Origin of the sequence: Niallia circulans NBRC 13626 (assembly GCF_001591585.1) — a bacterium.
Taxonomy (GTDB): Bacteria; Bacillota; Bacilli; order Bacillales; family Cytobacillaceae; genus Niallia; species Niallia circulans.
Window position 1 is genome coordinate 1 of record NZ_BCVE01000015.1, and the last position, 13,705, is coordinate 13,705.

Here is a 13,705-nt window from a genome sequence, read left to right on the forward strand (position 1 = left end):
GGATGGGTGGTTAATTCTTTATAAGTATTCGCAATAGCAGGAATCGATAGCTTTAACATGACATTTTCATTTTCGTTTAGGTCATCAAGATGCTTTAACAATTCTTCTTTCAAAATAGCCTCAGACTGTTCTCTATCCTGGCTATAAATATCTACTTCCGGTTCGATAATTGGTACTAAGCCTGCTGCTATTATTTGTTTTCCTATTTCAAACTGTTGTTCCACAACTTCTTTAATTCCATCTCGATTAGCTTCCTTAATAACAGAACGCATTTTTGTGCCAAAAATATTACGTTCATTGGCACGTCGCAAAATTTCATCCAAGTCTGGGATTGGCTTCATTAGCTGAACTCCATTTGCTTGATCTGCTAATCCTTTATCAATTTTTAAAAAGGGAAGGATGTCTTTTTTCTGTGCTAAATAATCCGCCGTATACATACCTTCAATCTTGCTATCCATCGTTTGTTCAAATAAGATTGCTCCAAGGATATATTCAGAATTAAATGCTGGGGAAGTAATAATCCTTGTCCGCATTTTGTGTACTAGATTGAACATTTCCTCATCATTCGTATAAGCACTTTCTGGCACTCCGTAATGAAGCAGCGCTTTTGGCGTACTGCCACCACTTTGGTCTAATGCAGCAATGAACCCTTTTTTCGTTTTCATTCTCTCTAATTGGCTGTTCATATTTTTATCCTCCTTTTCATTTGCACGTTCTACTTAAATTATTCACATTCGCAAGGGAGTTAAAACATTTCATTAGAAAAGAAAACGGAAACACACCTCTTTTATTATGACTTTTTTTGTTTATATTTTTCATAAAAGCGTTCCACTCTACCACTACGATCGGAGAATTTTTGACGTCCAGTATAAAAGGGATGTGTATCAGAACTGATTTCTACTTTTAGAAGCGGGTAGGTTTTTCCATCTTTCCAAACAATTTCTTCTTTTGATTGTTTAGTGGATCCAGATAAAAATTGGAATCCGCTATTAACATCCATAAAAACAACTTCTTGATAATTTGGATGTATTCCTTTTTTCATACTAATCATTCCTCCAATTTTTCTTATTACCAGCTAGATTTTTTCACACCAGGTATTTGTCCTTTATGCGCATACTCTCTAAATGCAATCCTAGACATTTTGAATTTTCTTAAATAACCTCTCGGCCTTCCTGTAGCTTCACATCTATTTTTTAACCTAGTAGGTGAGGAATCTCTCGGCAGTTTTCTTAATGCTTCATAATCGCCCCTCTCCTTCAACTCTCTGCGAATTTCAGCGTATTTCTCCACTATTTCTCTTCTTTTTCTTTCTTTTACTACCTTTGATTTTTTTGCCAAGCTTTTTTTTCTCCTTTTCTACAAATCGTTATCATTACGATTTACCCAATCAAAAATTATTTACTTTATACTCTTCTTATATATTAAAACGAAATGATTACGATTTGCAAGTTTTCTGCTTCTGCGAAATCATCTTGCTTATAGCTGCCAATAAAATGGATCTCTCAACTGCTGCCACTCTCCAAGAAACTCTTCTTCTGTTAATAAACATTCATCCAGTTCCTTTTTTATAAGCTCTACATTTAAATCCATTCCGATTAATACAAGTTTTGTATGTCTCCAAATTGAGGGTCCCAATTTCCGCGCAAACTAGGATTGACCTGCAAAATTTCCTCTTGCCTAACTTCTGGAAGTGCTGCAACCCAGTAAGAAATTGGCTCAATACTTACGGAAGGACCTGCCTGCGATAATAATAATGCTAAGTTATTCCTCGTCGCACACCATGCTATCCCTTTCGCTCGCACAATAGAGATTGGCATTGAATTGCACCAATCATTAAAACGTTCTGAATGAAATGGCTTTTTGCTAGAATAAACAAACGAGCTAATTCCATATTCCTCTGTTTCTGGAGTATGCATGCTCGGACCCAAATTTAACTCTCTGAGCCAGCCTGCCGATTCACTAGCCCTGTCAAAGTCAAATAGATTCGTATCTAGGATTTCGTGCGGATCTATCTCGCTGTTCACTGTGCGAATAATTCTAGCAACTGGCTGCAACGTTCTAATTACCTTCTCTAATTTGTCCAAATCCTCCGCTTTTACTAAATCACATTTATTCAAGATGAGAACATCGCAAAATTCAATTTGGTCGATTAATAAATCAGCGACATTTCTGTCATCCTCTTCTCCCACTGCCTCTTTTCGATCAAGCAGTGAGTCTCCTGACTCATAATCATGCCAAAAGCGATTTGCATCTACGACCGTTACCATTGTATCCAGCTTGCAAAACTTTGTTAGGTCAATCCCCATCTCTTCGTCAATATAAGAAAAAGTCTGGGCAACCGGGATAGGCTCACTAATACCCGAGGATTCAATTAAAATATAATCAATATCCCCTTCTATCGCCAGCCTTTCCACTTCAACAAGCAAATCTTCACGCAATGTACAGCAAATGCAGCCATTAGACATTTCTACAAGCTTCTCCTCTGTTCGGGAAAATCCACCTACTGTTTGCACTAATTCACTATCAATATTCACTTCACTCATGTCATTTACAATTACTGCAACCTTCAACCCATCTCGATTATGTAAAATATGATTCAGCAAAGTCGTCTTCCCTGCCCCTAAATAACCACTTAGCACCGTAACTGGTATTTTTTTCATTTTACCACTCCTCCATTTTATATAAATCGTAATAATTACGATTTATATAATAAACTCATTAATAAAAAAAAGCAAGGGTATCAAGGAAACGTTCTTCTGAGTCCCTTGCATTAAAAAAGCCCTCATTAGAATCGTCTCCTCTGATTCTCTTATTTTATCGCTAATCGAGTGACTGGTTCAAAGCCTTTAGTCTTTTTGAAATTCATTTTGTGTTCGAAAGTTTCTAAAGCGTCGGAGCAGTCGATATTAGCAAAATTTAATCTATTTAGTTTGCCTCTTTCTAATTTGACAGATAGAATGGTGATTTTCTCTATATATCCGGTTGCGGTATTTAAACGATTATCGACTGCATGGATATAGACTGTATGTAAGGGTAATAAAGCAAACATATCACGGGCAATTCGGATTACACAGCTGCATACGTAATCTTGTTGAATATCAAAGTATCTTCCCTTCGGCATTTGTTTTTTAGAAAGTTTCCCTGTTTTCGTTAAAGATAATTGTTCTTTCGGAACAACATCCTCTGTATTTACTTCAAATTCAATTTCCATTACTTTCGGGTCCTCGCAGCCAAATTCAAACCCGCTTCCAAATTCCGTTAAGTCGTCTAATGGAGCAAATTCTTCGATAACTTGAAAATATGTATCTATATCCCCTTCTAACACCTTTGTAGCAACCTGTACGTCTCGCTCCCAGGCAAGATATTCTTGTTTATCCTGTTCGCTTGCTGCTATCACTTCTTCTCGCAGCTTCTGTTCCGCAGCTTCTCGATTGAAAAGTTTAGAAAAAAGACTTGGTTTATAATTTTGCAGCTTCTGTAATGCCGCTTTTTCCTTTTCCCCCATTTCTCCACTGGGAAGTTGATAAGGTGCTTCTGAACCTCTTACTTTAATCCAATTAACAGGATCATCTGCTTCTATATGAATGCTATGGATACGCTCGATCGTATTTTCATATGCCTCCACCGCAAGCCTTGCCTGCTCTAATTCATTTAGCTTTGCTATCTCTCGTTGTCTTCTATTTATATCAGTTTGTCTTTGATAGGCAGGCGATTTTCTACTTCTGCTTCCCGATCCTGACGTACTATAAGATAATCCTGTTCCTGGAATACTTGCTGTCACTCTACTGCCTGTCCGTGAGTTCACACTGTATCTTAACCCTTTTACACCAGCGCTTATGCCCACACTTTTTTTGCCCACATTTACACGAACACCAGGAGCTATTTTAAAACTCTTGCGAAAACCGTATCCCATACTTAGCGCCCCCTCTTTTTCCATATTATAACATAATCGCATGTAAACTTCGATTATAACTGATTAGACAATGTTAATGATTTATGCTTCCAATAGAATGAATCCTCCTCACGCCTGAATGGGGGATTCTTCCTATCTAACTTCTAGTTATGTATAAAGATAGATAACTATCAACTAATTAAAATTCCTTTGATGATAAAGGTAAAAACAGTTTAACACCGCGCTTATTAACTGGCAGTATTTTTAAATCAGCTAGTAGATGACTTATGTATCCGCCTATACAAGTGTAAAACAATCCATTAATATCGAGTGATGTCTCTAAATCAGCTGCAATAATTCCAAAAAAGATCACCCCTAAGATGGAGTGTGTATAACTTCGGTGGGAAGTAAAAGATGCAATCATGATATAAATTCCCAGCAGAATAATCCAGCGCTCTTCTAGAGATATTCCTCCCATCAGAACAGCGATACCAGTGATAGTAAGCATATGTTTTTGTTTAATCAAAGATGCAATAAATAAAATCAGTATACCGATTCCGACACCCATCCACCTCTCTAAAGCCGTTCTATCAAAGAAGCTATATAGAATCATCATTATTCCGATGACTTGGGCAGATAGTTGAATCATTTGATGGGGCAAAGTAATTTTCCCTCTAAGTTTCCCATCAATATCAAGATCGGGAATTAATCCAGACACTGCTCCTAAAGAAACAAACAAGAGTGTCTCTGATGGTGTGGATTGCACCGTATTAGCAACAATAAATCCAGTCGCTGATCCAATTACAGCATGTGATGTTCCATTCAAGTTGATTACCCCTCTAACATTTAATAGTTTTGCAATATTACTATTCTACACCAAAACATTTGTTCTGTTTAGTATTAATTTCATTTACAGAAAATAGATAATGTCTATTAAACTAAAAACTAGTTAATGGTAAAATAATGGTAACGCAGAAAATTAAAGTAGGTGTATGAGAATAATGTTTTTCAGAAAAATGTCTAACAGTGAAGCGGCTAATTGGCGAAAAGGAGCAATAGCCGGGTTCTACATCTATTTATTATTGTTATTTATCAACTGTACCAGCTCCCTGTTTTTCAAGAAGGAGCCTTTTAGCACAACCGTCATTTTTTGGTCAGGATTGCTAGTTGCTTTCGGTTTAGATTTCATCTTAAATTTACTGACTAAGAAAAACAAATAGTGCATAAGTCAGCATTAATAGATTCTTTCATTCACTTATGTTACACTCACTTCAAAAGGTGGTTTTGTGCATATGCAGCAATTACAATTTGAAGCTTCCTGGGATAAACAATTAGCACCTCAGGATCGAATAAATATAGAAAAAATCTTCCGAGAAACTAAGGATTTAACAAGTTTAAACATCCTTTTCTCCCCTATCCGAGAAGCATTTAATCACAAAGAAGCATTGCTTGTTTCTGTATTGGTTCATAATTTCGCAGATAGTCCACTGGTATTCCATGATACTAAATTGGCTTATTCTATTAACCGAGATATCATTGCTGAAAGGACTTTCACCCTTCCAAATTTTGTTATTCCAGCCCATACAAGTATGCCTTGGACGTTTATTTTCCCCAAAGGTTCTTATCAAATGAGCTCTTCCTTTAAGAATGGAACAATAAAGTTCAGCTAGGTGCTAAACTATAATCATTCATACGAAATGGAGGTTAACACTAAATCGTTAGCCTCCATTTTTGCTACTTTATCCCCTATAAGCAGATTAATCGTTTCAATGCTTTAAAGACGCTAATCCCAATCTATGTCATAGTGCGCTGTAATTCCATCTATCTTGTTGCGATACTTTAAAGTGGCTAGGCAAGTATCAGTCTGCCAGCCTCGAAACATGGGCAAACGATTGTCTGTGATTAAACTAACAGCACTTTTTCTAATGAAAAATAGCCAAAAGCTTCTATTCCAGCTTTTTTTGGCTACTTAAAATTATTTAGACTTTTTTCGTTTACCCATGGTTACTTGTTTCAGCATTGATCGCAATCGGTATAACTGCTGTCGACTGATCAACGAAAATAAACCCATCATAACGTTCAGAAACATTCGTCGGGACATAATTTCCATACTGTTCATATGCTGCATCATAAATAACTCCGATTGCGCGATGACCGATTATTTGGTTAAAAAAACGGCGGTTATCTTCCGTAAAGATGAATGTTTGATTAAAAGCGCCAACCCGATGAAGCTGCTCTTCCCAGCTGTTCTTTTGGGCTTCGGGTATATTCATTATTTTATAAGGATCTCCCCATTTCTCCGCTGCAATGACAGTCCCTTTATATGTACCAAAACCAATAGCATATACATTTTGCGACCCAAACTTTTCCCTTGTTATTTGTCCAACATTTACTATGCCTTCTTGCTCCATACTAGTTGCTCTCGCATCACCAATATGCGTATTATGTTCCCAAACAATTCCCTTCGCTTCCTCCCCATAAAAATGACGGATGATTTCTAAAGCTTCCACCATATGATGATCGCGAATATTCCAAGATTCTGTATCATCTGTAAGCATTGTTTTATAATAGGATTCTGCATTTTTCGATACGAGTCCGTTCATTTGCAAATTAAGGTAGTTTTCCCTATTCTCCTCCAAATACTGCTTTCTTTTTGACATAATGGAATGTAAAAGCTCTAGTACTTCCTCCCGACAGCTTTCTCCTAAAAATGCTGCAGACATGCCATATTGCTCTGGCCGCTTATTATATGGTTGAAAACAAGTAATGGCCTGCATTGCCTTTTCAAGATCTGGAGAATTTATTTTTTGCAAATAGGCAATAATCGCTTCCATCGATTCCCATAAGCTATAAACATCAATCCCATAAAAACCAACCTTTTCTTCTTCTTGCTTCGATTGGTTATGTTCTTTCAGCCACTCAATAAGCGGAATAATTTCTTCATTTGCCCACATCCACGTCGGCCATCGCTGGAATTGTGAGAGCACCTCCCTGGCATCGGTATAATTAGATCTTCCCTTGATGTATCGGTTCACCTCATAGCAGGAAGGCCAATCTCCTTCCACAGCAATAAAGGAAAAACCATACTCACTAATCAACTTCTTGCTTATCTCTGCTCGAATCGTATAAAATTCTGCCGTACCATGGGTGGCTTCTCCTAATAATGCATATTTTGCCTTACTTGCTTTTTTGATTAAGTGCCGCAAATCTTCTATATTCTTAAATGGTTGACTATATTGTTGAATAGGCTGAAGTATTTCATTTATTTTTGTAACCACTTTTTTGCACATCCTTTAAAATACGATTTTCCCACCTTTTATTTTGTTCCGAAAATAATACGTTATACGCTTTTAAACTTATGCCGAAAAAATATAAATAAGCTATCTCTTTTTTCAAACGAGATAGCTTTTTGTGATGTAATTCACATAAATAAATAAATTTAAGCCTCTTTTTTAAAAGATTTAACCACTGCTTTTGTCTTCTCTGATATATGATACCAATAAGCAGCTCCTACAAAAACAGCTCCACCGATAATATTCCCAATTGTAACTGGCAGTAAATTAGCAATTAGTCCGCCGATCGATACGGTTTCAGGATGAGGAATGATGAGTGCAATAGACAACAAGGTCATATTGGCGACACTATGTTCAAAGCCTGATGTAATAAAGGCAAACAGACACCAAAAGATCATAATTAATTTCGCTGTTTCATCCTTTAATTTTACGGAACACCAAACTGCTAAACAAACGAGAATATTACAGAGAATCCCTCGAATCAATAATTCCATAAAAGGAGCATTCATTTTTGCTGCCGCTCCGTTTGTTATAAATTCTGCTACCCCTCCAATTGCCAAACCAGAATAACTAAATAATAATGCAACGATAATAGAGCCGATAAAGTTGCCGATATAGCTGTATCCCCACACTTTTCCGGTATCCTTCCATGTGACTTTATTCTCCAGCATGCCTATTGTCATTACCATATTATTACCGGTAAATAAGTCAGCCCCTGCCATAATAACTAAACTCAATGCAATCCCAAAGGAGACTCCCATGACAATTTTGGTACCTGCAAATCCGGTCGCACCAAGTAAGCCGCCAATTGTAAAAATAAGAATAATTCCTAATCCAACAAAAAAACCAGCAAGCATTGAACCAACTAAATACTTCTTTTTACTTGTATTTAAAGCATTGCTTTTCATTAATGCCGTATTACTAAATGCAGTAATAACCTCTTTCATAACGACACTCCTCTACCTTTTTGTTTTATATTGTAAGGCTCATGAATTGCTCTTCCATTCTTTCCAGCAAAACTTCCTTCATCAAATGGTCGTATTTTAAAGGCTGACAAACAATCACTTCTTTGTCGCTGTTTTCTATCTTGCTTTCGATTCTTTTTAATAACCTTCCTGTAAAAAGTAAATAAGGGACAATATAAATCTTGTTATATGCTAATTGAAGCATTTGTAGTTCCTCATCAAAGTCTGGCTTTCCTGCTGTTAAAAATGCAGGATATACAGAGCAAGCTAATTGTTTTTGTATATGCTCACTTATTCTCTTCAGCTTCCCAATTGGTTCGGGATCACTGCTGCCCCTCCCGACTAAAAGAATTACTCCATCATGATCCCATCCTTTTTCATAGATTCTTTTCCTAACTAAGTTCATCATTTTGGGATGGACATCAAATGGTTTAGAAACAGAAAAGCGTACTTCTGGAAACCTTTCTTTCACTGCCAGTAATTCTCCTGGTATATCTCTTTTAAAATGAGCTGCTGAAAATAATAGAACAGGTACGACGAGAATATCCCTTGCTCCAGCCCGGATCACTTTTTCCATCGTTTCATCAATAGATGGTGACGCTAATTCTAAGAAAGCAATTTCTTGAACAGGAATATTTATTTCTTTTTTTGCTTCTTCGATAAATGCGATGAATTGTTTATTACCTTCAATTATACGGCTGCCATGGCCAATATACACAACTGCATCCATCAGCTTCCACACTTCCATTTCTGATTATCTAATACTTGCTGTACCTGTTCATCTATATGATTAAATCCCTGCTTAACAGCATACTCCTGCACCGATTGGCCGATTGCCGCGAATGACAATTCCATCGGATTCTGCGTGCTAAATTTACGCCATTCTTGTAAAAATAAATCAATAGACCGTTTATTTGGAAAAATAACCGTTTCCCATTGGTTTTCTGTCAACAAGCGTTCATTTACTTCTTGAAAACGTTCATCTATTTCAATAGTATGGCTAGGTAGTGCTAGTAAATTATCGGAGAAGGCTTGTTTCTCGATTGCTTGTTCATTTCCTATTAAAATAGCACTTCTTTTGTCATACGATGCCTTTAGACTGTGTATGCCTCTTTTTTCTAATTCCTTGCGTGTTTTATCAGACAGATGTTCTATTTGTCGAGGAAGATCCCTCACATCATAATTTGCTTTAAACAGCTGGGTAAACACAAGTTCTACTCCTTCTACGGAAGCAAAAATCAGTCTTTCCGCATTTACTATCAATTGCAGCTCCTCCGCTGTATAGGAATGAGGGTTAGATTTTATGGTAGGGAAGGCATAAGCTTCTGCACCATTTTTAGAAAAATATCTTTCTAGCACACTTTCTTCTGATGAGCTTTTTGCAATCAATAGCTTCTTTTGATAAAAGGATTTTTTCTCGAACCATGCAATAGACGATCTTAACTGGACAACATCACCAATTATTGTTAATGCTGGGTTTCCAAGCTTTGCTTCCTTTACCTTTTCTACTATTGTTTCTAAGGTTCCTTCGACTATTCGTTGTTTTCCCAGAGTGGCCCACTCAATAACAGCTGCTTTTGTGTCACTAGCCTTGCCTTGAGCTATTAAGCTTTCACAAATTCCCGGTAAGCCTTTCACCCCCATATAATAAGCAAGTGTATCTCCTATCGCTTCTTGCTTAGGATTATGATGAATGGCAGCTTCATTTTTCTTACAAGCATGGCCTGTTCGTATCGTAAAGCTAGTACTATAATCTCGGTGTGTTACCGGAATACCGGCATAAGCACTTGCTGCAATGCTTGACGTCACACCAGGTACTATGTCAAAAGGAATATCATATGCTGCTATTGCTTCTGCTTCTTCCCCGACTCTTCCAAAAACAGAAGGATCTCCTCCTTTTAACCGCACAACATACTTTCCTTTTAAAGCTTCTGCTACTAATGTTTCGTTAATCTTTTCTTGTCTCATAATGTGATTATTTGGCAATTTTCCACAATAGATAAACACACAATCTTTGCTTGTAAAACGTAATAAGCGTGGATTGGCAAGTCGATCATACAAGACAATATCTGCTTTTTTTAAACATTCTATCCCCTTAGTTGTAATTAAACCAATATCCCCAGGCCCTGCTCCAACAAATGCTACATACCCCTTGTTCGTATTCATCTCTTACACCATTATATAAATATAATTATCTTTTATTTGTGTTTCATAAACCTCTACACAGCCATCATCTGGTTTTTGAACTTCTCCTGTGACTAAAGAAATTTTCCAATCATGCAATGGACAGAAAACAAATTCACCTGATACAATTCCTTCTGCCAATGGACCATTTTGATGGGGACAGTTATTCGCAATAGCTCTAACCTCTCCATTAGATAGATGAAATAAAGCAATTGATTTTCCTTTTAAATGAACCTCTTTACCAATTTGTTTAGGTAAATCAGCAAGTTTCATAATCTTATTCCATTCTAAAGTTGCCGTCATCTTGTATTCCCTCCATTTTTGTTCTATAGCTATTAGCCTTTTATCACTTCATACATTTCTCTCTTTGTTTGGTCGTTTAAGACAGAAGACCAAGCTTCTTCGTATGTTGATTTTGCACGATCAAATCTGCTTACAAACTGTTTCATATTTCTAGGATTTAATAGTGTTTCTTTCACTGTTTTAATCCCCATACGTTCCACCCATGGAGCCGTTCTTTCTCCATAATTCGCATTTTCACGATAATATTGAACAAATGCCTTGGCCATTGTAATTACTTCTTCTTCTGTTTGAACTGTTGTTAAGCTATCGCATTCACGTACTTCTGTTCCGCCATTTCCGCCAATATATAATTGATAGCCATTTTCTACACAAATAACACCAAAGTCTTTTGTCAATACTTCTGCACAGTTTCTTGGACAGCCTGTTACTCCCATTTTCATTTTATGCGGAGTGTCGACCATTTCTAGTTCTTGTTCTAACTTAATGCCAAGTCCCAATGAATCTTGGGTGCCGAAGCGGCAAAATCTTGACCCAACACATGATTTTACGTTACGAAGCGATTTAGAATAAGCATAACCAGAACGCATTCCTAGCTCTTCCCAAACATGTGGGACATCTTCTTTCTTCACGCCATATAATCCAATCCGGCTTGCCCCGGTAATTTTCACTAATGGCACATTGTATTTTTTCGCTACCTCTCCGATTTTCACTAAATCCTCTGCAGTAGTTGTTCCGCCATACATACGAGGAATAATCGAGAAAGTACCATCTTTTTGAATATTCCCTTCCATTTTCTCATTAACAAATCTTGATGCCTTATCGTCCTCATACTCTTCTGGGAACAGCATACGCATATAATAGTTTAACGCTGGGCGGCATTTTGAACAGCCTTCTTCACTTGCAAAACCAAGCACCATTCTAACTTCTTTTGGAGATTTAAGCTGCATTTCTTTTATTTGTGCTACTACTTCATCACGAGTAAGTGTTGTACAGCCGCACATCCCTGTTTTTTGAATGGATGCATCAAAATTGTCACCAAGTGTATGCGCTAAAATCCCTTCAACTAGTGGTTTACATTTACCACAAGATGCTCCTGCCTTTGTACATCCTTTCACTTCTTCAAAAGTAGTTAATCCTTGCTCTAGGATAGAATGAACGATAGTACCTTTTGTTACCCCATTACAGCCGCATACAGTGTCATCTGCACTCATGCTTGCTGCTAAATCTTCTTCTGCGTCCTCCCCGCTCTTGCTCAATACTGAGGAACTTGTATACTCACTAATATCTGCTTGTTTCTTCAACATATTAAATAGCCGAGTTCCATCGGAAGCATCTCCGTATAAGACAATTCCAACAATTTTGTTATCTGTTACTAAAATCTTTTTGTAGACTTTTGCAAATTGGTCATGAACAATAATCGCTTCCGTATTTTCATCCTCATGGATTTTCCCTCCTGAGAATAAATCACATCCTGCTACTTTCAATTGAGTAGAAAGAATTGATCCTTGATATCCTTTTCCTTCTTTGCCTGTTATATAATCGGCAAGAGCCATTCCTTGTTCATATAGAGGAGCAACTAATCCATAGGCAATTCCATTATGCTCTGCACATTCCCCTACTGCAAAGACAGATGGGTCAGATGTAACCATATGATCATTAACAATGATCGCGCGATTCACTTCTAACCCTGCCTCACGGGCAATTGCTACATTTGGTCTAATACCAACAGCCATTACGACAAGATCACAATCAACTGTTGTTCCATCTGTAAATTTCAATCCTTGAACTCGTTTATCTCCATATATCTCTGCCGTCTGTTTTTCCATTAAGAATTTCATACCTTGTGCTTCTAAATCTTTTCTAAGAAGATTTGCTGCCGCTGCATCTAACTGCTGCTCCATTAAAGTTGGTAATAAGTGAACAACATGAACTTCCATTCCACGATCTATTAATCCTCTTGCGGCTTCTAATCCTAGTAATCCTCCGCCGATAACAACCGCTTTTTTATAAGTCTTTGCAGTTTCCATCATTTTTTCTGTATCGTCAATGGTTCTGAATCCAATTACACCTTCTAAATCACTTCCAGGGATCGGTAAAATAAAGGCACTAGATCCTGTTGCAAGGATAAGTTCATCATATTCTATCGTTTTTCCTTTATCCGTAAGAACCGCTTTATGTTCGCGAACAATCTTTATTGCTTTTTCGCCTGTTAAAAGATGAATATGATTCTCTTGATACCACTTCCAGTCATTAATATGAATATCATTTACAGTCGTTTTCCCTTGCAAAACATTTGAAAGCATAATCCGATTATAGTTTGGATAAGGCTCATCTCCAATAATCGTTATGTCAAAAAGGTCAGCATTTCTCTTCAATATTTCTTCAATCGTCCGAACTCCTGCCATTCCATTTCCAATCATCACTAATCTCTTTTTCATTTTCGTCCCTCCAAGACTTATCTAGTAAGGTAATTATTTTGTGAAATAAATCACATGGAAATCCATAATAAACAATCCGTTCATAAATTTCATAAGTCCTCTTATCACTATGCTAATGAGAATAGTCATATCCCCAAATTATCCTTCTTGACGATACACTCTATTGGAGTAAGGATTTTTTCATCATAGTGTTCAAAAGAAATAATTGAAATACATCTTTTGCAGTTTCATTATATATTCTTTTTAAGGTAAAAATGGAGTGGATTTTTGACGATTCCATGAACATCTTTTGTCATTTTTATGTCTAGCAGAAAATATAAAAAGATAATTAGACTAAAAGAAAAGCAGGCTGTTTTCGCATAGATTATTCTCACATGAAAATATGGAGATATGTATATAAAGATTTCAGTGTATATATCCATATTTCTACTGTTTTCACTGGAAAATATTATGATAAAATTAATCTAAAAATATAAGAATGTATAAGTTTCCCTTGTCTTCTTCATATTTCATATATTAACTACTTTCGTATTTATAAACGTAAAGATTTTTTAATTTAACGAAGAGCTTTAAAACAGTCTATTTAGCTATAACAGAAATAAGCTAAGGTCGTCTTAGTTTTATAGAGAG

General features: G+C 36.7%; 12 protein-coding genes and 1 pseudogene. 1 reads left to right on the forward strand and 12 read right to left on the reverse strand.

The annotated features are described in order from the left end of the window. The 6 genes and pseudogenes from BCI01S_RS16800 to BCI01S_RS16825 form a co-directional block, all read right to left on the reverse strand. Positions 1-686, reverse strand: a 686-nt coding sequence (locus tag BCI01S_RS16800; RefSeq protein ID WP_061800177.1) for a class I fructose-bisphosphate aldolase, incomplete at its 3' end; no start/stop codon positions are given. 104 nt (positions 687-790) lie between these two features. Beyond that, positions 791-1,042 carry a type B 50S ribosomal protein L31 gene (locus tag BCI01S_RS16805; protein ID WP_061800183.1) on the reverse strand — a complete coding sequence of 84 codons (252 nt, stop codon included), beginning with the start codon at positions 1,040-1,042 and terminating at the stop codon, positions 791-793. A gap of 26 nt (positions 1,043-1,068) precedes the next feature. Then, positions 1,069-1,338 carry a 30S ribosomal protein S14 gene (gene rpsN / locus BCI01S_RS16810; RefSeq protein ID WP_047941459.1) on the reverse strand — a complete coding sequence of 90 codons (270 nt, stop codon included), beginning with the start codon at positions 1,336-1,338 and terminating at the stop codon, positions 1,069-1,071. A gap of 138 nt (positions 1,339-1,476) precedes the next feature. Then, positions 1,477-2,660 (reverse strand): annotated as a pseudogene (locus BCI01S_RS16815) (GTP-binding protein). A gap of 149 nt (positions 2,661-2,809) precedes the next feature. Further along, positions 2,810-3,913, reverse strand: coding sequence for a DUF4236 domain-containing protein (locus BCI01S_RS16820; RefSeq protein ID WP_061800189.1), 1,104 nt, complete (start codon positions 3,911-3,913; stop codon positions 2,810-2,812). 178 nt (positions 3,914-4,091) lie between these two features. Next, positions 4,092-4,718, reverse strand: coding sequence for a metal-dependent hydrolase (locus BCI01S_RS16825; protein ID WP_047941456.1), 627 nt, complete (start codon positions 4,716-4,718; stop codon positions 4,092-4,094). A 466-nt stretch (positions 4,719-5,184) separates the two neighbouring features. Here BCI01S_RS16825 and BCI01S_RS16835 point away from each other — a divergent pair, with 466 nt between their 5' ends. Continuing rightward, a complete protein-coding gene (locus tag BCI01S_RS16835) occupies positions 5,185-5,562 on the forward strand; it encodes an SLAP domain-containing protein (protein WP_061800196.1) in 378 nt (125 codons plus the stop codon). A 324-nt stretch (positions 5,563-5,886) separates the two neighbouring features. Here the strand turns inward: BCI01S_RS16835 and BCI01S_RS16840 are convergent, their stop codons facing one another. From BCI01S_RS16840 to nirB, 6 genes are all read right to left on the reverse strand, one after another. Next, the gene (locus BCI01S_RS16840; protein ID WP_235844530.1) at positions 5,887-7,170 is read right to left on the reverse strand and encodes an erythromycin esterase family protein; all 1,284 of its coding nucleotides are present in this window, start codon (positions 7,168-7,170) and stop codon (positions 5,887-5,889) included. Positions 7,171-7,331: 161 nt separating this feature from the next. After that, entirely contained in the window at positions 7,332-8,132 is an 801-nt protein-coding gene (locus BCI01S_RS16845; protein WP_061800207.1) for a formate/nitrite transporter family protein, read from the reverse strand. Between the two features lie 25 nt (positions 8,133-8,157). Further along, positions 8,158-8,898: a sirohydrochlorin chelatase gene (locus BCI01S_RS16850; RefSeq protein WP_235844531.1), complete on the reverse strand. Its 741-nt coding sequence runs from the start codon at positions 8,896-8,898 to the stop codon at positions 8,158-8,160. Next, entirely contained in the window at positions 8,880-10,316 is a 1,437-nt protein-coding gene (gene cobA, locus BCI01S_RS16855; RefSeq protein ID WP_061800219.1) for a uroporphyrinogen-III C-methyltransferase, read from the reverse strand. Before cobA ends, BCI01S_RS16850 begins: the two co-directional genes overlap by 19 nt. Positions 10,317-10,319: 3 nt before the next feature. Continuing rightward, on the reverse strand, positions 10,320-10,637 hold the full coding sequence (nirD, locus tag BCI01S_RS16860) for a nitrite reductase small subunit NirD (RefSeq protein WP_061800223.1): 318 nt from the start codon (positions 10,635-10,637) through the stop codon (positions 10,320-10,322). Between the two features lie 32 nt (positions 10,638-10,669). Next, a complete protein-coding gene (gene nirB, locus BCI01S_RS16865) occupies positions 10,670-13,075 on the reverse strand; it encodes a nitrite reductase large subunit NirB (protein WP_061800225.1) in 2,406 nt (801 codons plus the stop codon). Positions 13,076-13,705: the final 630 nt, after the last annotated feature.